The 26554-nt window shown below is 64.3% G+C and carries 20 protein-coding genes; 8 read left to right on the top strand and 12 right to left on the bottom strand.

Features of this window, described 5'->3' with window-relative positions; all coding sequences use genetic code 11:
- Positions 1 to 6: 6 nt before the first annotated feature.
- The gene (locus R4P64_RS07020; protein ID WP_317541431.1) at positions 7 to 1053 is read right to left on the bottom strand and encodes a PDZ domain-containing protein; all 1047 of its coding nucleotides are present in this window, start codon (positions 1051 to 1053) and stop codon (positions 7 to 9) included.
- Between the two features lie 91 nt (positions 1054 to 1144).
- Here R4P64_RS07020 and R4P64_RS07015 point away from each other — a divergent pair, with 91 nt between their 5' ends.
- The 3 genes from R4P64_RS07015 to R4P64_RS07005 all read left to right on the top strand — a co-directional run bounded on the left by R4P64_RS07015 (position 1145) and on the right by R4P64_RS07005 (position 4906).
- Positions 1145 to 2575 (top strand): zinc-dependent metalloprotease, encoded by a 1431-nt coding sequence (locus tag R4P64_RS07015; RefSeq protein WP_033231148.1) that lies wholly within the window; start codon positions 1145 to 1147, stop codon positions 2573 to 2575.
- A gap of 110 nt (positions 2576 to 2685) precedes the next feature.
- Complete coding sequence (locus tag R4P64_RS07010) at positions 2686 to 3579, top strand: hypothetical protein (RefSeq protein ID WP_317819976.1); 894 nt, start codon at positions 2686 to 2688, stop codon at positions 3577 to 3579.
- Between the two features lie 7 nt (positions 3580 to 3586).
- Entirely contained in the window at positions 3587 to 4906 is a 1320-nt protein-coding gene (locus R4P64_RS07005) for an ABC1 kinase family protein (protein ID WP_092801093.1), read from the top strand.
- A 31-nt stretch (positions 4907 to 4937) separates the two neighbouring features.
- Here R4P64_RS07005 and R4P64_RS07000 read toward each other — a convergent pair whose 3' ends face one another.
- Together R4P64_RS07000 and R4P64_RS06995 are read right to left on the bottom strand one after the other, a co-directional pair.
- Positions 4938 to 5228, bottom strand: a complete 291-nt coding sequence (locus tag R4P64_RS07000; protein ID WP_045070502.1) for a WhiB family transcriptional regulator — start codon at positions 5226 to 5228, stop codon at positions 4938 to 4940.
- 372 nt (positions 5229 to 5600) lie between these two features.
- Positions 5601 to 7724 (bottom strand): ATP-dependent DNA helicase UvrD2, encoded by a 2124-nt coding sequence (locus tag R4P64_RS06995; RefSeq protein WP_317819973.1) that lies wholly within the window; start codon positions 7722 to 7724, stop codon positions 5601 to 5603.
- A 102-nt stretch (positions 7725 to 7826) separates the two neighbouring features.
- Here R4P64_RS06995 and R4P64_RS06990 point away from each other — a divergent pair, with 102 nt between their 5' ends.
- The gene (locus tag R4P64_RS06990) at positions 7827 to 8084 is read left to right on the top strand and encodes a mycoredoxin (RefSeq protein ID WP_033231152.1); all 258 of its coding nucleotides are present in this window, start codon (positions 7827 to 7829) and stop codon (positions 8082 to 8084) included.
- 4 nt (positions 8085 to 8088) lie between these two features.
- Here R4P64_RS06990 and nudC read toward each other — a convergent pair whose 3' ends face one another.
- Together nudC and R4P64_RS06980 are read right to left on the bottom strand one after the other, a co-directional pair.
- Positions 8089 to 8985 carry an NAD(+) diphosphatase gene (gene nudC / locus R4P64_RS06985; RefSeq protein ID WP_033231153.1) on the bottom strand — a complete coding sequence of 299 codons (897 nt, stop codon included), beginning with the start codon at positions 8983 to 8985 and terminating at the stop codon, positions 8089 to 8091.
- 42 nt (positions 8986 to 9027) lie between these two features.
- Positions 9028 to 10095: a potassium channel family protein gene (locus R4P64_RS06980; RefSeq protein WP_033231154.1), complete on the bottom strand. Its 1068-nt coding sequence runs from the start codon at positions 10093 to 10095 to the stop codon at positions 9028 to 9030.
- Positions 10096 to 10175: 80 nt separating this feature from the next.
- On the opposite strand from R4P64_RS06980, the gene R4P64_RS06975 reads away from it, so the two are divergent.
- Positions 10176 to 10571, top strand: a complete 396-nt coding sequence (locus R4P64_RS06975) for a hypothetical protein (RefSeq protein ID WP_317819969.1) — start codon at positions 10176 to 10178, stop codon at positions 10569 to 10571.
- Here the strand turns inward: R4P64_RS06975 and R4P64_RS06970 are convergent.
- Both R4P64_RS06970 and R4P64_RS06965 read right to left on the bottom strand, forming a co-directional pair.
- On the bottom strand, positions 10568 to 13942 hold the full coding sequence (locus tag R4P64_RS06970) for an ATP-dependent helicase (RefSeq protein ID WP_233365333.1): 3375 nt from the start codon (positions 13940 to 13942) through the stop codon (positions 10568 to 10570). The two genes, R4P64_RS06975 and R4P64_RS06970, sit on opposite strands and share 4 nt — an antisense overlap.
- Positions 13943 to 17302 (bottom strand): ATP-dependent DNA helicase, encoded by a 3360-nt coding sequence (locus R4P64_RS06965; protein WP_317819967.1) that lies wholly within the window; start codon positions 17300 to 17302, stop codon positions 13943 to 13945.
- A 63-nt stretch (positions 17303 to 17365) separates the two neighbouring features.
- On the opposite strand from R4P64_RS06965, the gene R4P64_RS06960 reads away from it, so the two are divergent.
- The 3 genes from R4P64_RS06960 to R4P64_RS06950 are packed head-to-tail and all read left to right on the top strand — an operon-like array spanning position 17366 to position 20209.
- Positions 17366 to 18142 (top strand): alpha/beta hydrolase, encoded by a 777-nt coding sequence (locus R4P64_RS06960; RefSeq protein ID WP_317819965.1) that lies wholly within the window; start codon positions 17366 to 17368, stop codon positions 18140 to 18142.
- Positions 18143 to 18152: 10 nt separating this feature from the next.
- A complete protein-coding gene (locus tag R4P64_RS06955) occupies positions 18153 to 18452 on the top strand; it encodes an MGMT family protein (protein ID WP_317819963.1) in 300 nt (99 codons plus the stop codon).
- Between the two features lie 14 nt (positions 18453 to 18466).
- The gene (locus R4P64_RS06950) at positions 18467 to 20209 is read left to right on the top strand and encodes an NTP transferase domain-containing protein (RefSeq protein ID WP_317819961.1); all 1743 of its coding nucleotides are present in this window, start codon (positions 18467 to 18469) and stop codon (positions 20207 to 20209) included.
- A gap of 50 nt (positions 20210 to 20259) precedes the next feature.
- Here R4P64_RS06950 and R4P64_RS06945 read toward each other — a convergent pair whose 3' ends face one another.
- From R4P64_RS06945 to R4P64_RS06925, 5 genes are all read right to left on the bottom strand, one after another.
- The gene (locus R4P64_RS06945; protein WP_033231494.1) at positions 20260 to 20967 is read right to left on the bottom strand and encodes a sirohydrochlorin chelatase; all 708 of its coding nucleotides are present in this window, start codon (positions 20965 to 20967) and stop codon (positions 20260 to 20262) included.
- Positions 20942 to 22081, bottom strand: coding sequence for a uroporphyrinogen-III synthase (locus R4P64_RS06940; protein ID WP_033231160.1), 1140 nt, complete (start codon positions 22079 to 22081; stop codon positions 20942 to 20944). Before R4P64_RS06940 ends, R4P64_RS06945 begins: the two co-directional genes overlap by 26 nt.
- Entirely contained in the window at positions 22078 to 22473 is a 396-nt protein-coding gene (gene nirD, locus R4P64_RS06935) for a nitrite reductase small subunit NirD (protein WP_233365336.1), read from the bottom strand. The genes R4P64_RS06940 and nirD overlap by 4 nt, the downstream gene beginning before the upstream one ends.
- Positions 22474 to 22563: 90 nt before the next feature.
- Positions 22564 to 25065 (bottom strand): nitrite reductase large subunit NirB, encoded by a 2502-nt coding sequence (gene nirB, locus R4P64_RS06930; RefSeq protein WP_317819958.1) that lies wholly within the window; start codon positions 25063 to 25065, stop codon positions 22564 to 22566.
- A 56-nt stretch (positions 25066 to 25121) separates the two neighbouring features.
- Positions 25122 to 26522: a nitrate/nitrite transporter gene (locus R4P64_RS06925; protein WP_317820507.1), complete on the bottom strand. Its 1401-nt coding sequence runs from the start codon at positions 26520 to 26522 to the stop codon at positions 25122 to 25124.
- Positions 26523 to 26554: the final 32 nt, after the last annotated feature.

Raw genomic sequence — 26554 nt, 5'->3', positions numbered from 1 at the left:
AGAGGATTAGCAGCTGGGTGCTTCGCCGCCCGAGTTGAGGCTGTCGAGTGCGTCAACCGCGCCGGACAGGTTGTCGACCTTCACCAGTCGAAGCCCGTCCGGCGCGTTCTGTCTTGCCTCGTCGCAGTTCTGCGCAGGGACGAGGAACGTCGAAGCACCGGCGTCCGCGGCTGCGATGAGCTTGAAGCGGATTCCTCCGATGGGCCCCACGGTGCCGTCCGAATCGATGGTTCCGGTTCCCGCGACGAACTGACCTCCGTTGAGTTCACCTGGCGTCAGCTTGTCCAACAGCGCGAGGGTGAACATCAGGCCGGCTGACGGTCCACCGATGTCGGCAAGGTTGAACGTCACGTCGAACGGAACGTCGGGAACCTCTTCCGGCGTGATGCCGAGGTATCCGAGTTCGGGTTGGTTCGGCCGGGCTCCGACAGTCACGGGCACTGTCGTTTCGGCACCGCCGCGAATCACGGTGACCGGCACCTGCGTGCCCGGCGCTATCGCCGCAACGGTTTCTTGCACAGCACCGACGGTGTCGACGGGGGTATCACCGATCTTCACCAGCGTGTCACCTTCGGCCAATGCACCACTGGCGGGACCGTCTGGAGTGACCTTCGTGACGGTCAACGCGACTGGCTTGCCCAGGAAGTTGAGTGCCGCGAGTTCCGCGCTGTTCTCGGACTGCTGGAAGTCAGCTGTGTTGGCCTGCTGAATTTCTTCCTTCGTCTTACTCGGCGGATACACCTCGGCGCGGGGAACCAATCCGTGCTCGCCGCTGGCCCAGAGACCAAAAGCCTCGAAGAGATTGAGGCCGTCACGAACGGAGACGGTGGTCATATTGAGGTTGCCGGTTGTCGGATCGAGTTCGGTGCCCTCGATGTCGACCACGGATTTCGTGACCTGCTTGCCGTCGACGGTGGTGTCGACTGTGCCCAGCGTGTTGAACGTCGGTCCCGGCCCGAGCGCGACGTACGGAACGGTGACGAGCGATCCGACGATGCCCAAGACGACGATGGGAGCTAGGGCGGCCAGGAGAGTCACGATCCGTCGATTCACCTTGTCCAGGGTAGAGCCATTGCCTCCGCTGTTCGCCATCAGCGTGACAGCGCGCATTACTCGAGGCCTCCAACCCTTGTACCGTTGAGGTATGAGCAACATGCCGTTCGGCTTCTCCAACTCCGACGACGATCCCGACCGTGACAAGAACGCGGCCGGTGGCAATCCGTTCGGGGGTGGTGACATGCCGTTCGGATTCGGTGCGGGCGGTGAAGGTTTCGACCCCGCACAACTCGGGCAGATGCTGACGCAATTCGGCCAGATGCTCAGTGGCATGGGTTCGTCGATGGGTTCCGGCGGATCGGGTCCTGTCAATTACGACGTCGCGAAGAAACTCGCGCGCCAGCAGATCGGTTCTGTCACACCGATCACCGAGGGCAACGTCAAGGCCATCGCCGACGCGGCCCACCTTGCGGAACTGTGGCTGGACGCTGCAACGACGCTGCCCGCCGGCGCCACCAAGACCGTTGCGTGGACGGCTAACGACTGGCTCGACAACACCATCGACACCTGGAAGCGCCTGTGCGATCCGGTCGCCGAGAAGGTGTCGGGGATGTGGGCTCAGGGCCTGCCGCCCGAGGCCGCTCAGATGGCCGGCCCGATGATGGGAATGCTCACGCAGATGGGCGGACTCGCATTCGGTTCACAGCTCGGCCAAGCTCTCGGCCAGTTGTCCAAGGAAGTGTTGTCCTCCACTGATATCGGCCTCCCCCTTGGCCCGGCAGGGACCGCCGCTCTTCTTCCCGCGGCCGTTCAGTCGTTCAGTGACGGGCTGGAACAGCCCAATCAGGAAATCCTGGTGTTCCTCGCCGCACGTGAGGCTGCTCACCATCGCCTGTACAGCCATGTGCCGTGGTTGCGCCAGCGAGTGCTCTCCACCGTCGAGGAATATGCCCGCGGGATCACCATGGACTTCTCGGCGATGGAAGAGTTCGCCAAGGATCTCGACCCGTCGGCTCTGGCCGATCCCGCCAAGTTGGAAGCCCTGATGCAACAGGGCACCTTCGAACCGCAGACCACTCCGGAGCAGAAGGCCGCTCTCGAGCGCCTCGAAACACTGTTGGCTCTGGTCGAGGGCTGGGTGGAGACGGTAGTCACCGCCGGACTCGGTGAACGCCTGCCCGGTGTTGCCGCGATGAGCGAGACGCTTCGCCGTCGACGCGCCACCGGCGGACCGGCAGAGCAGACGTTCGCAACACTCGTCGGACTCGAACTGCGTCCGCGCAAGGTCCGCGAAGCCGCAACTCTGTGGCAGCGCTTGACTGCCGAAGCCGGAATGGAAGCCCGCGACGGTATCTGGTCGCACCCGGATCTGCTGCCTGATTCCAGCGACCTCGATGCCCCGACCTCGTTCATCGAACGTGTCACCGGTGGTGGCGAGTCCGGCAATTTCGACGATCCGATGGCTCAGCTCGAGGCTCTGCTGGCCAAGGAACGGGCCGCCGAAGAAGCCATGGACAAGACAAAAACAGACAAGCCGAAATCGGACAAGCCGGCTGACGACGGCCAGGACGACAAGTAAACCGAAAAGTTGCGATCCACGCCGAAGTGCAAGGTCAGCGCTTCGAAAGCCTGTGGATAACTACGATTTTCGCAATCCGGAGAGCTCAGCTCACTGGCACTATCGGTGAAATGAGCACACCGAACACCACACGATCCGTGGGTCCCGAATGGGATCCACGGATCGTTGTTCTTCTGCGCCCGGACGGCCGGCTTCAACTCGGATGGCGCCCGGGGAAAGCTGTGGTCCTGACTCCCCCTGACGGAATCGACGGCAGGGACCTGCAAGCCCTACTCCGCTTGATGGACGGACACACGAGTATCGCGACCATCATGTGGACTGCGACGGGGCGCGGTATCAGCGCCGCAGTGATGACCGAACTGCTCGCCGAACTCACCGCAGGCGGATACCTCCGGGCAAGTCGGGGCGAGCGCGCCGACACAGGATCGATTCGCGTCCACGGGCAAGGACCGCTGTCCGACTCCATAGCCCAGGCTCTGCGTCACGGCAGCTCTTCCGTCCATCGCTCACACGGCTACCGAAGCAGCCACGTCGTTGCCGGGTGGCGGAATGCACTTGTTGTCCTGACCGATGACGTGGTCACCGATCCTCGTCTATGTGCCGACCTCGTCCGGTACGGCATACCCCACCTTGCCGTTCACCTGCGCGACGGCTGCGGCGTTGTCGGGCCAATGGTGCTGCCCGGGCACTCGAGTTGTCTGCGATGCGCCGACATCACCCGGGCGGCCCATGATCCGGACTGGCTGCACCTGGCGGCGCAGTTGCTCGGTAGCGCCGGTTACGCCGATCCCGCGATGATTCATGCGACCACCGCGCTCGCTCTGTCCGAGATCGAGTCGGCGATCAGTGCGTCCGAAGCGACGGCGCCGGCCAGCTTGTTCTCTACCCTCGAGATCGATCTTGTCCCATATCGCATCACGACACGTCGCTGGCCTCGACAAACGTCGTGCAGTTGCCATTACCTCGCACCCGTGACGGGCGCCGGTGGCATCCGTCAGACATGATGGTGGGGTGTCCGACATCCCGCGCAAAAGCTCTGCCCGTACTGCCAAACTCGCAAGCATTCCGATTGGGATGGCCGGGCGAGCCGCGATGGGCTTCGGACGCAAGCTCGCCGGTGGTGACAAGGACCAGATCGACGCCCAGCTCAGTGCCAGGGCCGCGGAACAGTTGTTCTCGGTTCTCGGTGAACTCAAGGGCGGCGCCATGAAGCTGGGACAGGCACTCAGCGTCATGGAAGCGGCCATTCCGGAGGAATTCGCGGAGCCGTATCGCGAGTCCCTGAACAAGCTCCAGGCCGCCGCGCCGCCGTTGCCCGTCAAGCAGGTCCACAAGATGCTGGATCAGCAGCTGGGAACCAAGTGGCGTGATCGGTTCCAATCCTTCGACGACACCCCCACCGCATCGGCCAGCCTCGGGCAGGTCCATCGGGCCGTGTGGTCCGACGGACGCGACGTGGCCGTCAAGGTGCAGTACCCCGGCGCCGACGAAGCACTGCGTGCCGACCTCAAAACTCTCGCTCGGTTTGCGGGACTGTTCGGATCGGTGATGCCCGGCGTCGACGTGCGTCCGGTCATCGAGGAGTTCACCGCGCGAACCGAGGAAGAACTCGACTACCGGATCGAAGCTGACAACCAGCGCGCATTCGCCGCGGAATTCGAGGGCGATCCCCAGTTCCTCATCCCGCGCGTTGTTGCCAGCGCACCGAAAGTTGTTGTCACCGAATGGATGACGGCAACGCCGTTGACCAGGATCATCGAGAGCGGAACGCCGAACCAGCGCAATGCAGCCGGTGCGCTGCTCGCCGAGTTCCACTTCGCATCACCGGCGCGCGTCGGCCTGCTGCATTGCGATCCGCACCCCGGGAATTTCATGTTGCTCGACGACGGCCGGTTGGGTGTCATCGATTTCGGTGCGGCGGCCCCGTTCCCGGGCGGGCTACCCACCGTCTTGGGAACAATGGTCAGACTGGCGGTCGACGAACGATTCGACGAACTGACGGAACTGTTGCGCGCCAACGGTTTTGTCATTCCAGGCCGCACCGTCACCGAACAGGAAATCGCCGACTACCTACGTCCGTTCACCGATCCGATTCAGACCGAGTCGTTTCACTTCACTCGAACCTGGCTTCAACGAGCCGCCGGAACTGCGACCGATTTCAACAGCGCGCAGTTCCGGACGGCCCGGGCACTCAACTTGCCGCCCGAGTACCTGATGATCTTCCGGGTCCTCCTCGGCTCGGTGGGCATCTGTGCCCAGCTGGACGCGTACGCCCCGTACATGGAGATCCTGACCCGGTGGCTGCCGGGATTTGCGGAGCCACAGGTGTGACCACCTCAATTGCACAGGTGTAACCAGCTCCTCAGGCACACACGAGTTGCTTACGGGGCCTGCCCCTCGGCCTCTTGGTTGCTATGACGGCACCGTGGTCGAGGATTTCTCCGCCCCACACTCCCCACGGCTCTTCGCGGTCGAGAGCTGCACCCAGGCAGAGGGAGCGGATGGGGCACTGCGCGCAGAGCGCCTTGGCTTTTTCGAGTTCTGCCGGGGACTCCGCGAACCACAGATCGGGATCGGATACGCGGCACGGCAGGTCGTGGCGGGTGGAAGCGATCTCGATGAATGTGACGGCTCGACATGTCTGGGTAGACAACTCGTCTCTCCTAGCTTGGATGCGACAGGCGTGTCGCAAAAAATGGGTTCGATGGGTGCGAACCACAACCGAGCGGGAAACCGGAAAGCACGGGATCCAACACAAAGGCCACGGTCCGCGTAATGCGGGGTCCGTGGCCGTAAGTGAACGGATGTGTCCTATCGAGGATTTTCTCGATGGCTTAGAGACACGGACCTGATTGCTGCTGGGCGCAGCTTGGCGGCGGCAACAGCGAACTGTTCGCGCACGGTGTACGAAATCATGTTCGTCATTTTTGCCACCTCCATTTCTGATCGGTCCGGATAATTTTCAGCGCACGAGTCTCCCCGTAGCACTGAAAACAGACTAGAGAATTCTCGGAAACTGCACAACCTATTTTTGACCTGCAGTTTTGCAAATAATGAGGACGTCTTCGCCGTAGTCTTCGAGTTTCTTCGGTCCGATTCCGTTAATGGCAACCAGGCCCCGAGCGTCCTGTGGCCGTTGCTCGGCAATCGCAGTCAGCGTGTTGTCGCTGAACACGACGTAGGCAGGCACCTTTTTCTCGCGTGACTTGTCGAGACGCCACGCACGCAGGTTCTCGAGCAATTCGACGTCGATGTTGGAAGGACAATTCTCGCATCGACCGAGCATCGTGGCCGACGTTCCCATGAGCGGTTTTCCGCAGACACGGCAACGCTGACGCTTCTTGCCAGACTGCGCGGGCGCGGCAATTCGTGAGGCCGGCGAGTCCTCGGGGATCAACCCGTTCAGGAACCGTGAGCGGCGTCGGGATTTCCGGCCGCCCTCGTTGCGCGCCAACGCCCAGGACAAGTGCAGATGCTCACGGGCGCGGGTGACACCGACATAAAGCAGTCGACGCTCTTCTTCGACCGCTGCCTCGTCGGGGGCGGAGTTGGAATCGCCGAGCACGTGCTGGATGGGGAGGGTGCCGTCGTTGAGACCCACCAGGAAAACGGCGTCCCATTCGAGGCCCTTGGCTGCATGCAACGACGCCAACGTGACGCCCTGGACCGTCGGTGGGTGCCGCGCTTCGGCACGCGCCGTCAGCTCCTGCAAGAGACCGGGCAGCGTCAGTTCGGGATCGTGAACCAACTGCTCCTCGGTGAGCGCAACGAGCGCAGTCAGTGACGCCCAGCGCTCGCGCGCCTGCGTACCGGCTGGTTCCTCGCTGGTCAGTCCGAGTGGGGCCAGTACCGCGCGGACCAGCGAGAGAAGTCCGGCGCCGCTGTCTGCCCCTTCAGGAAGGTCGTCACGACCGCCGGCCTGCCGCAGCGCCGTCACCGCCTGACGAACCTCGGTACGAGTGAAGAAACCCTCGCCGCCGCGCACCTGGAACGGGATGCCGAGCTTGGTGAGTGCCTGCTCGTGCACTTCGGACTGCGCGTTGATCCGGTACAGGATCGCGATCTCCGCCGCCGGTGTGCCTGCGGCGATCAGACGTTTCACCGACCGGGCTATCGCGAGCGCCTCGGACGGTTCGTCGTTGAACTCCGCGAACTCGGGCTCGGGACCCGGCGCGCGTTGTCCGATGAGTTGCAATCGGGTACCGGCGATTCGCCCGGTGGCAGCGCCGATGACCCGGTTGGCCAGCGAGACGACCTCGGGTGTGGAGCGATAGTCACGTTCGAGCCGGACCACTGTTGCCTCGGGAAACTTCCGCGAGAAGTCGAGCAGGTAATTCGGTGTAGCTCCGGTGAACGAATAGATGGTCTGGTTGGCGTCGCCGACCACCGTGAGGTCGTCGCGGTCGCCGAGCCACGCGTCGAGAACCCGCTGCTGCAGCGGCGTGACGTCCTGATATTCGTCCACGACAAAACAGCGGTAGCGCTCACGGAACTCGTCGGCCACGGACGAGTGCTCCTCGAGTGCCGCAGCGGTGTGCAGGAGAAGATCGTCGAAATCGAGCAGCATGCCGTCCTGGCCGCGCGCCTTCAATTCCTCGTACGCCGCGTAAACCTGCGCTACCTTTGCCGGATCGGCCGGTGCCTCCCGGCGGAACTTGGCAATGGTGCGCGGGTAATCCTCGGGCGCGATCAGCGACGCCTTGGACCACTCGATCTCACTCGCGAGGTCGCGCACGCTTTCGGTGCTGGTCGGCAAACCAACCCGGGCTGCGGCGCTGCTGACAACAGCGAACTTACGATCCAGCAGACGCCATTCGGTATCGCCGATCACCTGCGGCCAGAAGTACTTGAGTTGCCGCAGCGCAGCAGCGTGGAACGTGCGCGCCTGTACCTGGGGGCCGCTGCCACCAACACCCAATTCCCGCAGTCGGCCGCGCATTTCACCGGCTGCGCGCGCGGTGAACGTGACCGCCAGGACCTGCCCGGCCTGCACATGACCGTCGGCAACCAGGTGGGCGATTCGCCGGGTAATCGTGCGTGTCTTGCCTGTTCCGGCACCCGCGAGTACACATACCGGGCCGCGTGGAGCGAGCACGGCGGCTGATTGTTCCGGGTCCAGTCCGGTGTCCGCAGGCATGAGCACCATCATGGCAGGACGTACCGACAGCGCCGCCGCGTGCCCGAGCGTATGTGGGCAAGCGAACACGGCCGGTTACGGAACAACAACCGAACTCGTGGTGTTATATGCGCCGTGACTACTTCCGAAAAAGCTCCTGCCCTCACCATCTACTCGACCACGTGGTGCGGCTACTGCCGCCGCCTCAAGACCCAGCTCAACGCGTCGGGCATCGAGTACACCGAAATCGACATCGAGAACGATCCGTCGGCAGCCGAATTTGTCGGCAGCGTCAACGACGGCAATCACATCGTCCCGACGGTGAAGTACGCCGACGGAAGTGTCGCGACCAACCCGTCGCTCAATCAGGTGAAGCAAGCCCTCGGACTGTAGGGCTCTATTTGACCCAGCTCTCGAGCATTCCTCGCGCAATCGAGATGGAACCGGGTAGGAGCAACGGCGCGTCGGCGTCGGACGCCCAGTCCCCCAGTTCGAGAGCAGATCGCACCTCTTCCTTGGTGAACCACGCTCCCTCGGCGATCTCGCCGTCCGCGAACACCAGCGGATCGGCGGGGTCGCCGATCGCCGTGAATCCCAGCATCACCGAACGCGGGAACGGCCACGGCTGACTACCCAGATACCGGACGCTGTGGACGTCGACGCCCACTTCTTCCTTGATCTCGCGCACCACACACGTCTCGAGTGACTCCCCAGCTTCGACGAAGCCTGCCAGGATCGAGAATCGTCGCGGCGGCCACGTCGGCTGGCGAGCCAGCAGTACTCGATCTGCGCCGTCGTGCACCAGGCAGATCACTGCCGGGTCGGTGCGCGGGAACTCTTCGTGGCCGGTGGTCGTCGAAATGCGTGACCACCCGGACATCGTCGGCTCACTCGGAGCCCCGTCGATCGAGCTGAATCCGGCACTGTCGTGCCAGTTGAGAATGGCGATCGCGCCCGTCAGAAGACCTGCGTCCGCGTCGTCGAGCGTTCCGCCCAACATCCGCAGATCCGACAGTTCTCCGGCAAGGAGTGACACACGCACAGCCCATACATGCTTGTTGTCACGAATTCCGAGAAACACTGCGCCGCGGACAGGTTCCGCACCCAGGTCGGTGGCCTCGCCGAACACCAACTGCCCGCCTGACACCTTCACCTGACCGCGCGAGTTGACTCGCAAGAGCGACGCGTCACTCCACCCCGCGGTCAGTGCGGCTGCGTCGGACCGTAATTCCTCGGCGCGGCCGACACTCGAGCGGGAAAGCAGAGGCGTTTCGGTCAGCTGGAAGTCGTTCACGCTGACGACATTACTGGGCGCCGAAATACCGGGTTCCAGCTATCAGCTGACAACGCGACGGATGTACAGCAGGCGATCGTCTGCCTCGACAGCGTCGACCTCCGGTGAACCGACCCGGACCAGTCGCCCGTCGCGAACAACGCCCAGCACGATGTCGGACAGGTGACGCGGTGATCCGCCGACCTCGTCACGTTCGACGGCACGCTCGGCGATCGCAAATCCAGCCTCGGGTGTCAGTAGATCTTCGATCATCTCGACCACGGTTGGCGTGGTGGTGGCGATGCCGAGGAGTCGGCCTGCGGTTTCCGACGAGAGGACCACGGAGTCCGCACCCGACTGACGCAGGAGATGCGCGTTGTCCGCCTCCCGGATAGCCGCGGCGATTCTTGCCTTCGGCGCAATCTCGCGGGCGGTGAGCGTCACGAGCACCGCTGTGTCGTCGCGGTTGGTCGCGACGATGATCGAATTTGCCCGTTGCGCCCCGGCGAGACGAAGCACGTCGGACTTGGTTGCCGAACCGAATACGGTCACCAGGCCCTTGGCCTCAGCGGCGTCCAGCACAGCCCGGTCCGTGTCCACTACCACGATCTCGGATGCGGAAACGCCGTCACCGATCATGGCTTCAATTGCTGTGCGTCCCTTGGTGCCGTATCCGACGACGACGGTGTGATTACGCACTTGCTGCCTCCAACGCTGAATTTTGAACGCCTGACGCGAACTCTCGGTCAGAGCTGACAGTGTGGTTCCGACCAACACGATCAAGAAGAAGATACGAAGTGGCGTGATCAACAAAACGTTGACCAGACGAGCCGACGGGGTGAACGGCGTGATGTCGCCGTAGCCGGTGGTCGAGAGCGACACTGTGGCGTAGTAGATGCAGTCGAGAAGCGAGAGCTCGTTGTCCTGCGCGTCCCGATACCCCGCACGATCGATGTACACGATGAGCACTGCGGCTGCGAGCGCGCCGAGCGCAACCAGAACGCGCTTGTAGATAGCGCGGGCAGGACTGGTCTGCAGCTGCGGAATCCGCAGCACCCCGACAAGGGCAAAGTCAGGCTGGTCGGCCAATGATTCCGACCTGGAAAAACGCGCCCGGAGCTTTCCGGCCATACTTGCAACTCTCTCACTAGTAACTACGCAGACGCACCACAGTAGTGGCACGCACAGGCTCTGTAAGGCAGGGTAGGTCAATGTCTTCGAAAAGTTCGACATCCAGCCAGGCCGCCGCACTTCGACTTTCCGCTCTACTGCTCGGCGCGGGAACCATGCACTTTGTTGCGCCATCGTTCTTCGACAGCACCGTCCCCCGCCAATTCCCCGGCGAAGCCCGTACATACACCCAGGTATCCGGTGTCGCAGAATTGGCAATCGGGGCCGCTCTGGCCATTCCGAAAACTCGCCGATTGGGAGCCGGTCTGGCAGCAGCGCTGTTTGTTGCGGTGTTCCCCGCCAACATTCAGATGGCAGTGGACTGGTGCCGCAGCAACAAGACGTCCACTGCGCAGAAGGTCGGTTCGATCGCGCGCCTTCCAGTGCAAATCCCCTTGGTGACCGAAGCTCTCAAGGCGCGTCGTAACGCCTGCTAGCTCGCGCTGTCCTCGCGGGCTCCTGCCGTGCGGATGAGGTGCGCCAGCGCCTCACCGTCCGGCAGGTTCTCGGGCGAGATGGTGCGGCCGGTCCGCACGTAGTGGAATGCCGCGCGAACCTTGTGCAGTGGAAACTCTTCCTTCCGTCCCGACGCGCGGGCGCGCGCGGACATCAATTCGCCCCACGCCACGCGGTAGGCGGCCAACTGCATGACCACAGCATCTTCGTTGGCGGCGGACGGTTCAGCTCCGGTCTTCCAGTCGATGACCGTCCAGCCGCCGTCCGAGTCCGCGAACACCGCGTCGATTCGGCCGCGCAAAACCGTTCCGGCGATGGAGGTTTCGAACGGGACCTCCACCTCGACGGGACTGCGGTTGGCCCACGGAGAACGCAGGAACGCATCCTGCAGTTTGATCAGATCGGTTTCCGGGCCGGCTCCGGTATCGGCGGCGCCCGGCAATTCGTCGAGATCCAGCAACCGTGTTGCGCCGAAGCGTCGCTCGATCCACGCATGGAATGCCGTACCTCGCCTGGCCAGCGGGTTGGGCGGATACGGAAGAGGCCGACGCAATCGAGCCGCGAGTTCGTCGGGATCAGCTTTGAGGTCGACCAACTGTGTTACCGAAAGTTGTGCCGGGAGAATCACTTCGGCACGAGCATTGGCGCGGGCCTCTCGTTCTGCCAGGAGCACCGTCACATCCGACGCCCAATTCTCCGGGTCGTCTTCAGGGTCGACTTCAGCGTCGTCAGGGTTGGTTTCAGTGGGCTTCGCCAGCTCTGCCAGTACAGCGGCTGCGCCGGCCTCCACCGCGCCGCGCCGTGAACCGAGCGGATCCGGTGGCCACTGAGCAGTTCTCGGTGTGGATGCCAACGGATTCTCGGTGTCGGGTTCGGGGTCGGGCGCCCAGGTCTCGACAACGCCGATGTCCCCGGTTTCGGTAACCGTCTGGTGCAGTTCGGCCAGGAACTCCGACGGCCCTTTGGGTTCGGCTCCCGACTCGGCCCAGTGGTGCGCCGAAATGAACAGTGCCCGTTCGGTTCGCGTGAGGGCAACGTAGAACAGGCGCCTGTCCTCGTCGAGTCGGCGATCTCCGAGAGCCTGCTTGTGCGCGTCGATCGCGTTCTGCAGATCCTTGCGGTTGTAGACATTCTCGAGGTCGAGCACGGGAACACCGTCGGCCGAATCTGCGTCGACGGCACGGTCACCGCGCAGCGAAGGCGGCAATTCTGCAAGCGCTCCCAGCCACGAACCGGACGCCGTCGAGGACGGGAACACACCGTCGCTGACGTGCGGAACGGCAACAACTTCCCATTCCAGTCCCTTCGCGGAGTGCACCGTCAGAATCTGGACCCGATCCGGCGCCACCTCCACTTCGCCGGGCGTCAGCCCTTTTTCGATCTGTTCGGCGGCTGCGAAGAACGACAACATACCGGTGAGATTGGCGGTGGGACGCGTCGCGTAGTTGGCAACAACATCGGCAAAGGCGTCGAGGTGCTCACGACCTGCGGTACCAAGCACACCGAGTCGCGTCCGTGCACCGGCCTCGATTCCGATGCCGAGCACCCGCTCGACCTCTGCCACCAATTCTGTGAGCGGTTGTCCGATGCGTTCACGCAACGAGGCCAGCTCACCGGCCACGGCGCCGATTCGCGCATAGCCGAGCGCCGAATAGTTCTCGGCCGGACCGGGATCCGAGATCGCATCGACCAGCCCCGCCTGCTCGGCCTGCTCACCGGGCAGCGAATCCTGCACGGCCTCGGCCAACGCAGCCGAATCGGTGACGGCACCCGCCGTACCGTAACCCGCAGAAATCGCAAGCTCCCGAGATCGCTTCGACAGTGCGGCAACGTCCTTGGCACCGATCTGCCAGCGCGCCCCCGTCAGCAGGCGCACCGCGGCGCTGCCCGCCAACGGATCGGCTACTACCCGCAGCATCGCAATGACGTCGGCAACTTCGGGTGTGTGCAGGAGTCCACCGAGGCCGACCACCTCGACCGGCAAGCCGGCTGCTCGCAGTGCTTCGGCCAGCGGCGCGGCGTCGGCATTGCGACGGATCAGCACCGCTGCGGTAGGCGGCGGTCGATCATCGGCGCGCGCAGCGTCGTACTGCTCGGCAATTTTCTGCGCCACCCACTCTCGTTCCTGCTCGACGTCAGGCAACAATGCGAGCCGGACATCGCCGGCAACTGCCCCAGGCCGGGCTCGCAAGGTGCTGACGGCAACGCCGCGTCGACGAAGCGGCGCAGACGAGAGATTGGCAAGTTCGAGTGCCTCCGGCGGATTGCGCCAGCTTGTCAACAATTCGAGGGTCGGAGCCGGGTTTCCGTTCGCGAGTGGGAAATCCGTCGCAAAGCGTGGGAGGTTGGCTGCCGATGCGCCGCGCCACCCGTAGATGGACTGCATCGGATCGCCGACGGCTGTCAAAGCCAGGCGGGCGTCGGTGCCGCCGCCGAACAACGAGGACAGCAACACTCGCTGAGCGTGACCGGTGTCCTGATACTCGTCGAGGAGCACCACCCGGAAGCGACTCCGTTCTGCTTCTCCCACTTCGGGGTGCCCCGAAGCAACGCGCGCCGAGAGAGACATCTGACTACCGAAGTCGAGGGCTCCTTCCCACCGCAACGTCTCGGACAATCTCGCAACGAGCGGCAGGAGTTCGACACGCTTGTGCTGGACCTCGAGGTATCCGAGCAGTTCCTTGCTCGGTCCGCCGCGCTGCTTCGGCCCGGCAGGCAACGTGTGGATCAACGCGTCGAGTTCCGCGTGCGCACCGCGCAGTTGATCTGGGTCCACAAGGTGCTCGGACAGTTGACCGGCAAGTGCCAGAACGGTTTCGGTGATCGACCCCGGATTCTTGTCGGTATCGAGATCACCGTCCCAGCCGCTGACAACTCGGTGCGCGACCTGCCACAGTTCCGTCTCCGAGAGCAGAGTCGCCGACGGTTCGATAGGCAGAAGAAGCCCGTGTTCGGACAACAGCCGGCCCGCATACGCGTGATACGTGCTGACCTCGGGTTCGCCGGCCAGTATCCGCGCACGCACTCCCCCGGTGGGGTCGAGGGCGCGCAGAACATCGGAACCGGCAAGCCGGGCCAGGCGCTTGCGAATACGAGTGGTGAGCTGCTGCGCGGCTTTTCGGGTAAACGTCAGACCCAGCACGGCCTCGGGGTCGACAAATCCGTTGGCCACCAACCAGACGACGCGGGCAGCCATTGTTTCGGTCTTGCCGGCGCCGGCGCCCGCGACAACCAGCGTCGGGCCCAGCGGTGCGGCGATGACCGCTGCCTGTTCCGGCGTCGGCGGGTGCTGGCCCAGAGCGAGCGCAAGATCGACCGGGCTGATCTTGGGTCGCCGCGCCTTGGATGCCATCTAGGAACTCACCTGCCGTCCTTCGTCGTGGGCCGGGCAACTGGACCGCACCGGGCAGTGGCGGCATCCGTCGTTGACCCGGGCCAGATACTGCGGCCCCTGCGTTGCGGCAGCGGCATTGTGGATGACATCACGCCACATCTCGACGGCCTCGGCGGTCAGCGGCGGCTGAACACGCTGCGTCGCACCGTCTTTCTTGTTGGACTTCGCCACGAATACCAGCCGGGCCCCACCGGGTTGCGCCGCCGGCTCGCCCGCTATCGCGCCTTCCGCTGCCGCCACCTGATAGGCCGCCAACTGCGCATGGGACTGCGCCGCGTCGTTGCTGACCGGGTTTCGCGCAGTCTTGACGTCGATAACGACGGGACGCCCCTCGGTGTCGCGCTCGAGTCGATCGATGCGGCCGCGGAGCTTGACGGCCGGCTCCCCCTCCTCGCGCGGTTCGAGAATGCCCTCGACCGCGACCTCCACACCGACTTCGGTGAGTTCGCCGCGGGTGGAACTCATCCAGGCCGTGAACGTGGCCAGCATCTCGCGGGTGCGATTGAGTTCCCGGCGCGAGTACCACTGCGAACCCAAGTCGATGGATTCCCAGGCATTTTCGAGTGCCTTCTCGACCTGATCCGGTGGTATACGCCCGGCGAGTGCCTGAACGAGAGTGTGGACGAGCGTGCCCGCGATGGCATGGGTGTTGTCGCCATCGGAACCGCCATGACGTTCGAACACCCAACGCAGCGGACATGTTTCGAGCAACTCGATGGTGGACGGCGAGAGCGCCACCGGGCCGTCCTCCGGCTGCCACAACGGTTCGACAGTGCTGGGCGAGCTGGTGCCGTACCACTGATCGGGGTGCGCGCCGCGCACTCCCGCTGCGGCCAGACGCGCCAATTGACGAGCTGCACGCGCATGCTTCTCGGGATCGCCCGCGGCGAGGTCCGGATCGCAGACCACACTGCGCAATTGGGCGACCAACGCCGGCAAGGACAACACCCGGGTGTCACCGGGTTCGGGAGCGGGCACCGCCGGTTCACCTGCGCCGTCGTCATCGAACTGATCGCCGCGCAGAAGCTCGTCGACGAATCGTGACGGCACCAGATCGGTATCACCCGAGGCGGATTCGACGGCTGTCACCAACAACCGGCGGCGTGCGCGAGAACATGCCACCAGGAAGAGTCGACGCTCCTCGGCCAGCAGCGGCGCTGTTCTCGACAACCGCTCTTCGGCGGAATCGCTGCCGTCCGACACACCGTTGATCAAATCGATCAGCGCCTCCGTCCGAAGGAGCGAACCGCGTGCCCGCAAGCTGGGCCACAGCCCTTCCTGAACACCGGCCACCGCGACAACAGCCCACTCACGTCCGGCCGCTGCGTGCGCACTGACAACAGTGACCGCATCCGGCGCGATCACCGAGCGCGAGCGCGAATCGGTGGGGATCTCCTGACTGGTGAGGTAGTCGACAAAACCCGCGAGCTGCGAACGCGGCAAGCGGTCCACGTAAGTGGCTGCGGCATCGAACAGCGCAACTACTGCGTCGAGGTCGCGATCTGCCTGCGAGCCGATCGGACCGCCGCGCGCCGACGCGGCCGCCCAGCGGCGTTCGAGCCCGGTGGCCTGCCACGCCGCCCACAGGACTTCCTCGACGCCGAGTCCACGATCGAGCGGCACGCGGGCTTTGCGCAATACCGACAGCACTCGATTCAGCGCGGCAGATTCGACGTCGGTCAGCTTTGCGGTCAATCGCTTGGATTGCGCTCGGTCTTCGTCGATCAGGATGAGCCGCAACAGTTCTGCGGACTCGCGATCCTTCCCCGAAGCAAGTTCGATGCGGCGCAGACCGCGCCGCAACCGCCGCAGTGTCACCGGTTCGGCGCCGCCGACGGGGCCGGCCATGAGCGCCAAGGCGTCGTCGCCGGTGAACCCGTCTCGCCCGAGCGCCCGAAGCAGCAGGAGAAGCCCGGACACTCCGTGTTGACGGGCAAGTGGGAGTTCGGTGGCTGCGGTGGTGACTGGGACGCCTGCCGCCAGCAAGGCACGTCGAAGCGGAGCCAAGGTTCGCGGAACCGAACGCACGATGACGGCCATGTCGGACCACGCAATGCCGTCGAGGAGGTGCGCGCGCCGCAAGGTGTCCGCGACCACTGCCGCTTCCTTGGCTGTGGTGCCCAAGACTCGCACCGACGCGTGAGCGGGATTGTCATCCGACAGGTCGGCGGGTACCGCAATCCGGTGAGCGAGGTTGCCGGGCAATCGTGCGGCGATCTTCGCAGCAATGGCCGCGACGTCGGCGTTGTTCCGGTACGTGGTAGGCAGGATGACCGCCCGCTCGTCGCCCTTGTCCGCCAGGTCGAGCAGGAAACGGGAATCAGCCCCGCGGAATCCGAAGACGGACTGGTCCGGATCGCCGGCGATCGCCGTCGTTGCCGTTCCGGTTCCGATCAGCCGAACCAATTGCGCGGCTTGCGGATCCAAGTGTTGGGCATCATCGACAAGGAGGTGACGGATGCGGGCGCGCTCGGATCGCAACAACTCGGGGTCCGTGGCAAACGCGGTGAGCGCAGCACCGATCAACTCGGCGGCATCAAGTGCCGGCGCCGTCGCCTCCGGGGCTTCGACGCCCACGGACGCGCGCAACAGAACTCCCTGCTCGTACACCTCGGCGAATCGTCCGGCAGCCACCCATTCCGGACGGCCTTTACGCTTGCCGAGCTTGATCAGATCTTCCGGTCCGAGGCCGCGTTCGTTGGCGCGCAACATCAGATCGCGCAGTTCGACGGCAAACCCGTTCATGGCCAGCGCCGGCCTCAGCCGCTCCGGCCAGTACCGCGCGCCGTCCTCGATGTCGCCGCGCAACATCTCACGCAACACCGCGTCCTGTTCGGCTCCGGTGATCAAACGCGGCGGAGCATTGCCGTGCGCTGCTGCCTGCAACCGCAGCACCGCAAACGCGTACGAGTGCACGGTGCGGACCAGCGGTTCCCGAGTTGCCTGCGGGCCACGCTCGCGTTCGAATCCGAACAGGCCCGCGGTGATCTGCTCGCGCACCGCTGTTGCCGCCCGACGCGACTGTGTGAGGACCAGAACCGATTCCGGGTCTTCGCCCCCGGATATCTTGTCCACCGCCAGATCGACCAGCAGTGACGACTTGCCGGTTCCCGGACCGCCGAGCACCTGCCAGGGATTCCACTGCTCACCGCCGAAGGCCAGCATGAACGGATCGTCGGCAGGCTCCGCGAACAATTGCGCAGCGGCGGCGTCCCACTTCCGCGGAACGAGTGAGGGCGCGGCCCGGTGCACCAACCGCGCCCGCGGGATGGTGTTCTTGGTGCGCGCCGGCGGTGGCGCCGCAATCGTCTCACTCACCCAGGCATTCCATCAGAGGGCACCGACACGGCACACATCGCCCGCGTCGGGCAAGATTGGCCTGTGCCCGCACTCCACACCTATCTGTACGGCCTGGCCGGTGCGCCGGAGATACTCTCGTTGCACGGTCTGACCGGCCACGGCCGACGGTGGCAGTCGATGGCCGAGAATCAGCTCCCCGACGCTCGCTGGATCGCTCCCGATCTGCGTGGTCACGGCCGCTCGACCTGGTCTCCCCCGTGGAATATCGAGGCGCATGTTGCAAGCCTGATCGATACCCTGGACGAGCATGCGTCCGGCCCGGTCCTGATCGTTGCCCACTCGTTCGGCGGCGCTCTGGCGCTGCATCTCGCGGCGACTGCGCCGGACCGCGTCCGCGGATTGGTATTGCTCGATCCTGCTATCGGACTCGATCCGGAGTTCATGGGCCGAGTGGCCGAACTCACCATCGGTTCACCGGATTACACGGATGCAGCCGAGGCGCGTTCGGAAAAGGTTCACGGCTCATGGGGAGAAGTTCCCACGGCGGTACTGGACGAGGAATTCGAAGAGCATCTGATCCACCTCGACAACGGACGCGTCAACTGGCGACTCTCCACTCCCGCCGTCGTCACGGCGTGGGGAGAACTCGCTCGGCCACCGGTACTGCCACCGAGTTCCATGCCGACGGTGATCGTCCAGGCCATGAAGGTGCAACCGCCGTACGTCACCGACGAGTTCCGCACGGCAATCACCGAGCACCTCGGCCCGAACCTGACCAGCGTCGAGTTCGACTGCGACCACATGGTGCCGCACGTGCGCGCCGACGAGGTTGCGGCCCTGATCCGCAAACTACTCTGAGACTCAGACAATGGCCGCCACCACAGACGAACAGATCGAAGAGGTCCGCCGACTCGTCGCGTCCATACCCGCCGGATGTGTCGCCACCTACGGCGATATTGCCGATGCTGTAGGGCTTTCCAGCCCACGCACGGTCGGGTGGATCATGCGTATCGACTCCTCGGATCTGCCCTGGCATCGGGTTCTGGGTGCATCCGGTAAACCCGCAGCGCACCTGGCGCATCGACAGATTGCGAAGCTGGAATTGGAGGGCGTGCCGATCAAGGACGGCCGGATCGACATGGCGCGCGCACGGCACACCTTCCCGTAAGGCAGCATGGACGCATGAACGCCCATCCGCCTACCTGTGCGCTGATACTTGCCGGCGGACGCGGCACCCGGATGGGTGGTGTCGACAAACCCGGACTTGTGGTGCACGGTCACCGTCTGCTCGACATCGCACTCGCTGCCACAGCACATTTAGGCACGACGGTAGTGGTCGGGCCGCATCGCGGCGACCTCGACACCGGGGTCGTGCAAACCCAGGAGTCGCCGATCGGCGGTGGGCCGGTCTCGGCACTCTGGGCAGGATTGAACGCCGTTGAACTACCCGACGACGCAGTAGTGGTCGTCCTGGCAGCCGATCTGCCACACGTCAGTCGCGGGGTCGTCGACTCCCTGATCGACTCAACGTCACACCTGGGCCCAGTGACGTGCGCGGTCGACGAGAACAACCGAACACAATTTCTGTTGTCCGCCTGGGTATTCCATGAACTACGTGAGCGCATCGCGACACTTCGAGAGAGTGCCGGTCTCGACAATCAGCCGATGAAGAAGCTACTGACCCAAGGATTCTCGGTACTCCAGGTGAGTGGCACAGCCGATTGCGACACTCCCGAGGATCTCGAACGGGCACGGGAGCTACCTCGACTGACAATCGCGGGGGCCCGCGCAGCGATTGCGGAGTCGCTCACACCACTGGGCCCCCGCCGAGCAGTGCTGGCCGAAAGCTTCGGCGCGACGCTCGCCGAACCTCTTGTTGCACAGGGCGATCTACCACGATCTTCCGTCTCCGCGATGGACGGCTATGCCGTTGCAGGTGACGGCCCCTGGCGGATTCGCCAGGAAGTCCGCGTCGCCGGCGCCGACGCCACTCTCGAGTTGGCAGACGGTGAAGCAATCCGCATCGCGACGGGCGCACACCTTCCCACCGGCGCAAGCGCAGTAATCCGGGACGAACACGTGGTCGCCGATGGCACTCCCCCATTACTGACGCTGCTGCCGAACACACCGCAGCGCAACGACGCTCGGCCGCAGGGCGAAGACTGGACCGTCGGTTTCACCATCGCACCGGCAGGTACACCGGTGACACCGGTACTCGTCTCCGCGGCCACCAGCGGTGAAGTTGTCGAAGGCCTGGTTCGCGGCCCGGTGCGTGCGCGGGTCGTGACAACGGGCGACGAAATCCGACGAGACGGGCCACTGCGCGAAGGCCAGACACGCGATTCCATCGGCGGCATCCTCCCGCTTCTTCTCGGGCGATGCGGCGCGGCATGCATCTCCGACACCCATTTACGCGATACCGCAGACGGTTTCGAGACCACTCTCGGTGCTGACGACGGCGCCGATCTCATCGTGATCGTCGGTGCGACGGGCGGCGGCGCTGCCGACGAAATGCGCTCTGCCCTGGACCGTCTCGGCGCCCACACCGTTGTCGGCAGGGTCGCGTCGCGTCCGGGCGGTTCACAGATCACGGCAGTCCTGCCCACCGGAAAGGTGGTGCTCGGCCTTCCCGGAAATCCTTATGCAGCAGTGACCACACTGTTGACAATGCTGCCCACCATTGTCAGTGCGCTCACCGGGCGAACTCCGTTGCCTCCGTTGCTCGGAATTGTCGCGAATGCCGCCGAGGTCAGTTCCGATGCCGTGCGACTACTTCCGGTCACGCAGACCGATGACGGCCGCTGGCACGCAGACCCTTCGGTTCGCACCTCACATCTGGCGGGCTTGATAGGCAAGGCAGCGTTTGCGCTTGTGCCCGCATCAGCACCCGACAACGTCGTGGCCGAACTCGTTCTGCTCGGATAAGGCTCACCATTCCTGGTACGACGTCGACGGCGCACTGGTCCCGAGCAGTCTCAGATCACCGCCACGCCGCGGCGAGCCGCCGAATACCGGTCGACCACAAGGTCCACGACACCGGGATCTACTCCGAGAGGTTCGGTGACGCCGTCAGCGCCTGCCGCACCAAGACGTTCGTGAAACAATCCGTGCGCAAGAAGATATGACGCGATGAACACGCGGCGCGCGCCGCGAACTCGGGCTGCTGCAACAACATCCGCCACCTTGGGTGTTCCGGTTGCGATATACCCGATATCGACTCGCGTGTCGGCCTGCTCCGCCAACATCAGGGCGGCGCGCTCGACATCGCGCAGGGCGCGCGAATCGGAAGATCCTGCTGCGGCAAGGACTATCGCGTCGCCGCTGCGCCAACCGGCGTCGCGCAATCGGCGCATCAGGACACTGGCCAACGCGGGATCAGGACCGAGCGCAGGCGTGACGGTGACGCCCTGGTGCCCACTGCCTTCCACTTCGCGTCGCACATCGGTGTGAACGTGATATCCCGACGCCAGGAACGCGGGCACGAGAACTGCCCGGCCGGGGATGTCGCGGAGAACCTCCGACGGCGACGGACCCAGGACGTCGACAAAGGCCACCCGAGTTGCACCTACCCGGGCACTGACCGCTTCGGCCAGTGCCGCAATCATTTCCACGCCCCGCGCACTTCGTGTGCCGTGCGCTACCAGAACCAGGACGTCGCTAGAGCTCTGCGTATTCGGTGGGATCGAGTGCAAGACGATAACCTCGCTTCACAACGGTTTGAACGGCTTTGGGAGCGCCGAGGCACGCACGCAGGCGTGCGACGGCGGTTTCGACGGCGTGTGTGTCGTCGCCGCTGCCCGGAAGGGCGGCCAACAGTTCGGCACGAGAGACCACGTGCCCCGGCCTCGCTCCGAGAGATCGCATGAGAGACATACCGGCCGGCGACACTGCTCGGACTTCCCCGTCTACGACAACGCAACCACCGCGGATACTGATTTCGTGGTCACCCGCCTGAATACGGTTGGCACGCTGCGGAAGTTCGTCGACAATGTGTCGCGCCAAGGCGCCAAGGCGAGCCCTGGCCGGTGCTGTGGTCGGGACCTGCAATGCCTCCAGCGGCGCGGAGGTCACCGGCCCGACGCACACTGCCGTCACCGGTCCGCGCATGGCATCGAGAATGCTGTCGAGCCGCCCCGTCGTATCGGCCCGCATCAGGATCGACGCCACCGCCGGCGCACTGGTGAAGCTGACAGCATCAATTGCAGATGACGCGATGGCCTCGATCATCCGGTCGAGCAGAGTCGGATCTTCCGGAGGTTCCCAGCGGTAGACCGGCACTGCGATGACCTCGGCACCCGCGTCCCGCAGCACCTGACAGAAATCGGGAATCGGTTCCCATTCCGTAGTGGCGCCGTGCAACTGGACGGCAATGACCTTTCCCGCAACACCCTCCGCAAGCAGGTGTTCGAGTACTTCAGCCGACGATTCGGAGGCCGGAGACCATTCTTCGCGCAGGTCCGCTGCGCGAATCGCACCTTTGGCCTTGGGCCCGCGGGCCAGTAGACGTGCCGAAGTCAGTGCCGCGGAGAGATTCTCGGCCTCACCCCACCCGTCCGCAGCTTCGAGCCAACCACGAAATCCGATACCGGTCGTGGCAACAACCACCTCGGGCGGACTCGCGATGATCTGCTGCGTCACCCGCTCCAATTCACGGTCGTCGGCGAGTGGGATGATGCGAATTGCCGGAGCGTGCACCACTTCTGCTCCCCGACGCGTCAGCAGCATCGCAAATTCATCGGCACGGCGCGATGCCGTGATCCCGACCGTGAACCCCGCTAGTGGCATGTTGTCATTCACGAGACGGATTCGACAGCCCGAATAGTGCTGTGCACCTGCACCACGCCGGCCCAGACCCTGATCTCGTACACCGGAAGCGACACCGACTCTTCGTCGAGTGCCCGGCCGTCGACCAGCGAGAACGCCTGCTTGAGCAACGGCGACACCACGATCGGCTCACCGTCACGGTCTCCGACCAGTCCGCGTGACATCACCGAGGCGCGTCCGTACGGATCGAAGTTGCCGACGGCACGCAAGGTGCCGTCCTCGAGGAGGAACAGCGCCACCTGCTCACCGCCGCGGAGCAGCACTGCTACCCCGCGTCCAGGGATGAGGTGACTCAGTGGGCACGCCGAAGTCCATTCCAGTCGTTCGGAATCCAGCTTGGCGATCTGCGCATCGATGACACTCATCGAAGTCCTCCTGTCGATCCGGCGACAACGCCGCACGGGTTCTTGTATTAGTTTGTACGGACCCCGTGTTACCCACGGGTTACGCAGCGATTACCGGCGCGTAGGGATGCTCGGCATTCCCATCAATACGGGAACCTTGCGCACTCCGGTCTCGTCGAACACGACCGTCGGGTCAGCTTCTTCCGGCGCATTGACAAACGACACGAACCGCGACAACTTCTCCGGATCACCGAGCACACCGGCCCATTCGTCCTGGTAGCCCTCGACATGCTTGGCCATCAGCGCCTCGAGTTCCTCGCCGATACCCAGGCTGTCCTCGCAAATCACCGACTTGAGGTGGTCGAGTCCGCCGTCCAGCGAGTCCACCCACGGTGCGGTGCGCTGAAGTCGATCAGCCGTGCGGATGTAGAACATGAGATAGCGGTCGATGTACTTGACCAGGGTGACGTCGTCGAGGCCACCAGCGAGCAACTGAGCATGCTTGGGTGACTGTCCGCCGTTGCCGCCCACATACAGATTCCAACCGTTCTCCGTCGCGATGACGCCGACGTCCTTGCCACGGGCTTCGGCGCATTCGCGGGCGCATCCCGAGACGCCGAACTTGATCTTGTGCGGCGAGCGCAGGCCGCGGTAGCGGTTCTCGAGGTCGACGGCCATTCCTACCGAGTCCTGGACGCCGTAGCGGCACCAGCTCGATCCGACGCAACTCTTGACCGTTCGCAGGGACTTGCCGTACGCCTGTCCCGACTCCATTCCCGCGTCGACCAGGCGCTTCCAGATTGCCGGCAACTGCTCGACTCGAGCGCCGAACAAGTCGATGCGCTGGCCGCCGGTCACCTTGGTGTACAGACCGAAATCACGCGCCACCTCACCGATCACGATGAGCTGTTCTCCCGTGACCTCGCCGCCGGGCATGCGCGGTACGACCGAGTACGTACCGTTCTTCTGAATGTTGGCCAGGAAGTGGTCGTTGGTGTCCTGCAGCGACGCCTGCTGACGGTGCAGGATGTGATCGGAATCCGTGGACGCCAGGATCGACGCGACGACGGGCTTGCAGATGTCGCAACCGGAACCCTTGCCGTACTTGGCAATCAGAGCCGAGAAGGTTCGAGTCTGCGTCGACTGGACGATCTGGAACAACTCTGCGCGTGACTGCGCGAAGTGCTCGCAGAGCGCCTTCGACATCACGACGCCCGAGTCGGCGAGCAACTGCTTGACAGTCGGAAGGCAACCGCCGCAGGTGGTTCCAGCGCTGGTGCACGCCTTCACCGACGCGATGTCGCACGCACCCGCCGCGATCGCGCCGCAGATGGCGCCCTTCGTCACGCCGTTGCACGAGCACACCTCGGCATCGTCAGGCAGCGATCCCGCACCCGGCTTCTCCCCCGCAGGCGAGATCAATGCCGCTGGGTCACCGGGCAGTTCGCGACCGACCAGCGGTCGCAGTGACGCGTACGCCGACGCGTCCCCCACAAGAATTCCGCCGAGCAGGATCTTCGCGTCGTCCGAGACGACAAGCTTGGCGTACGTTCCCTTGGCTGCATCGCTGAGGACCACTTCGAGAGCACCGGGCGAGGTGGCCATCGCGTCACCGAAGCTGGCGACGTCGACACCCATGAGCTTGAGCTTGGTGGACATGTCGGCACCCGGGAAATCTGCGGCGCCGCCGAGCAGACGGTCGGCCACGATCTCGGCTGTCGTGTAGCCGGGAGCGACCAGTCCGTAGCAACGGCCCTCCACCGCAGCACATTCACCGACTGCGTAGATGTTCTCGTCCGACGTGACGCAGCCGAGGTCGGTCAGGATTCCGCCGCGCTCACCCACTGCGATGCCGGCGTCGCGAGCCAGCTGATCACGCGGACGGACTCCGGCCGAGAAGACCAGCAACGACGCGTCGATGGTGGAGCCGTCGGACAGTTCGACCACAATTCCGTTGTCGGTCTGCGAGATTCCCGCCGTTCCGACGCCCGTGTGGACGGTGAGCCCCAACTCGGTGACGAGGCGAGCGAGCAGAGCGCCTCCGCCCTCGTCGACCTGCATCGGCATCAGACGCGCATTGTGCTCGACGACGTGTGCCGTCATTCCCATGAGCGAGAGAGCATTTGCGGCCTCGAGTCCGAGAAGACCACCGCCGACCACTACGCCGACGGCGCCCTTGCCGGCTTTCTCGGCTGCAGCGCGGATGCCGTCCAGGTCGTCGAGGGTGCGGTAGACAAAGCATCCGTCGGTGTCGTGACCGGGTACCGGCGGAACAAAGGGGTACGAACCCGTCGCCATCACCAGTGCGTCGTAGGAGAGCGTGTCGCCGGTGGTTGTCGTGACCGTGCGTGCATCTTTGTCGATCGAGAGCGCGCCTGCCCCCACTCGAAGGTCGACCAGGCCGTCGCCGATGTAATCGTTGCCGGCCAGTGCCAATTCCTTGGGGTCCCAGGCTCCGACGTACGAGGACAGCCCGACTCGGTCGTACGCTGCGTACTGCTCGTCGCAGAGTACGGTCACCGACCAGGTGTTTGCCTCGTCGCGCGAACGGAGCGCCTCGACGAAGCGGTGTCCGACCATTCCGTGTCCGATGACAACAACCGACTTGCTCATGACGCGCCTACTTCCTGATGTAACGAGAGAGTTCTGGAGATTCTGCGAGCCGGGCGTTATGCCGTGACCGCAACCTTCGCGTCGTCGACGTCTGTGGTGAGCGTGGACGGCTTGCGCAGGAAGACGAACCAGGTCACTGCGATGCAGGCGATGTAGAAGGCGAGGAACACCCAGAACGCCATCGTCGCCGACTTCGCGGGGCTGGTGTACGACGCGCGCAGCACCAGGTTGATGCCGACACCGCCCAAACCGCCTACCGCACCGGCAAATCCGATGAGAGCACCGGAAATACTGCGCGACCACGTTGCCTTCTCCGCCCGATCCATGTGGTCGAAGCTCTGCGCCTTCGCCTCGAAGATCGCGGGGATCATCTTGTAGACCGATCCGTTGCCGATGCCCGAGAGCAGGAACAGTGCGATGAATCCGAGAACGAACGTCACCATGATCCCGGCACTTGCGACGCCTGCGGTGTTGTCGTCCATCGTTCCGGCCGTCACGAGGACCGATGCCGCGAAGGCCATGCCGACAAACGTCCACATCGTGATCTTTCCGCCGCCGATCCGGTCGGCGAGTTTGCCACCGAGGGGGCGAGCGATCGAACCGAGGAGAGGACCGATGAAGGCGATCTGGGCTGCATGCAGCGCCGCCGCAGCCGGAGTGGCACCGCCGGCGAGGAAGTTGATCTGCAGAACCTGACCGAAGGCGAAGCTGAATCCGATGAACGAACCGAACGTGCCGATGTACAGGAAGCTGATCACCCAGGACTCGGAGAACTTCAGCGCCGTGGCCATCGAGCGCAGGTCAGACTTCTGGTTACCCAGGTTGTCCATGAACAGTGCAGCGCCGACGGCAGCAGCCGCGATGAACACGAGGTAGATGGCGCACACGATCCACGGCGCACGGTTACCGACGGTGGCGATCACCAACAGGCCGATCAGCTGGATCATCGGAACACCGATGTTGCCGCCGCCCGCGTTGAGACCGAGCGCCCATCCCTTGAGCCGCTGCGGGTAGAAGGCGTTGATGTTGGTCATCGACGACGCGAAGTTACCGCCGCCGATGCCTGCGGTAGCCGCCACCAACATGAACGTGGTGTACGACGCACCCGGGTTCATCATCAGGTACAGCGTGAGAAGTGTTGGTATGAAAAGGAACAGCGCACTCATGACGGTCCAGTTGCGACCACCGAACCGTGCGGTGGCAACCGTGTATGGAATGCGGAGGACCGACCCGACAAGTGTGGGCACTGCGACGAGGAAGAACTTTCCGGCCGCGTCGATGCCGTAGATATCCGTCGGCATGAACAACACCATCACGGACCAGATCGACCAGATGGAGAAGCCGACGTGTTCGGCTACCACTGACCAGATCAGGTTTCGCTTCGCGATGTCCTTGCCGCCGGATTCCCAGGCGTCGACGTCCTCTGCATCCCAATGCTCGATGTAATGACTCACCAGGGCCTCCTGAATGTGTGGGAGACCTAAAGGTA

Origin of the sequence: Rhodococcus sp. IEGM 1366, assembly GCF_033142425.1 — a bacterium.
In the GTDB taxonomy this organism is placed as follows: domain Bacteria; phylum Actinomycetota; class Actinomycetes; order Mycobacteriales; family Mycobacteriaceae; genus Rhodococcus_F; species Rhodococcus_F globerula.
The sequence above is the reverse complement of the archived record's forward strand: the minus strand, read 5'-3'. Positions and strand labels throughout refer to the sequence as shown.

Excerpts from the sequence above, each read along its gene's own strand:
- R4P64_RS06995 (WP_317819973.1), bottom strand. The coding sequence starts at position 7,724 with ATGATGGTGCTCATGCCTGCGGACACCGGACTGGACCCGGAACAATCA.
- R4P64_RS07015 (WP_033231148.1), top strand. The coding sequence starts at position 1,145 with ATGAGCAACATGCCGTTCGGCTTCTCCAACTCCGACGACGATCCCGAC.
- nirB (WP_317819958.1), bottom strand. The coding sequence starts at position 25,065 with ATGAGCAAGTCGGTTGTTGTCATCGGACACGGAATGGTCGGACACCGC.
- R4P64_RS06950 (WP_317819961.1), top strand. The coding sequence starts at position 18,467 with ATGAACGCCCATCCGCCTACCTGTGCGCTGATACTTGCCGGCGGACGC.
- R4P64_RS06975 (WP_317819969.1), top strand. The coding sequence starts at position 10,176 with ATGTCTTCGAAAAGTTCGACATCCAGCCAGGCCGCCGCACTTCGACTT.
- nirD (WP_233365336.1), bottom strand. The coding sequence starts at position 22,473 with ATGAGTGTCATCGATGCGCAGATCGCCAAGCTGGATTCCGAACGACTG.
- R4P64_RS07010 (WP_317819976.1), top strand. The coding sequence starts at position 2,686 with ATGAGCACACCGAACACCACACGATCCGTGGGTCCCGAATGGGATCCA.
- R4P64_RS06955 (WP_317819963.1), top strand. The coding sequence starts at position 18,153 with ATGGCCGCCACCACAGACGAACAGATCGAAGAGGTCCGCCGACTCGTC.
- R4P64_RS06970 (WP_233365333.1), bottom strand. The coding sequence starts at position 13,942 with ATGGCATCCAAGGCGCGGCGACCCAAGATCAGCCCGGTCGATCTTGCG.
- R4P64_RS06980 (WP_033231154.1), bottom strand. The coding sequence starts at position 10,095 with ATGGCCGGAAAGCTCCGGGCGCGTTTTTCCAGGTCGGAATCATTGGCC.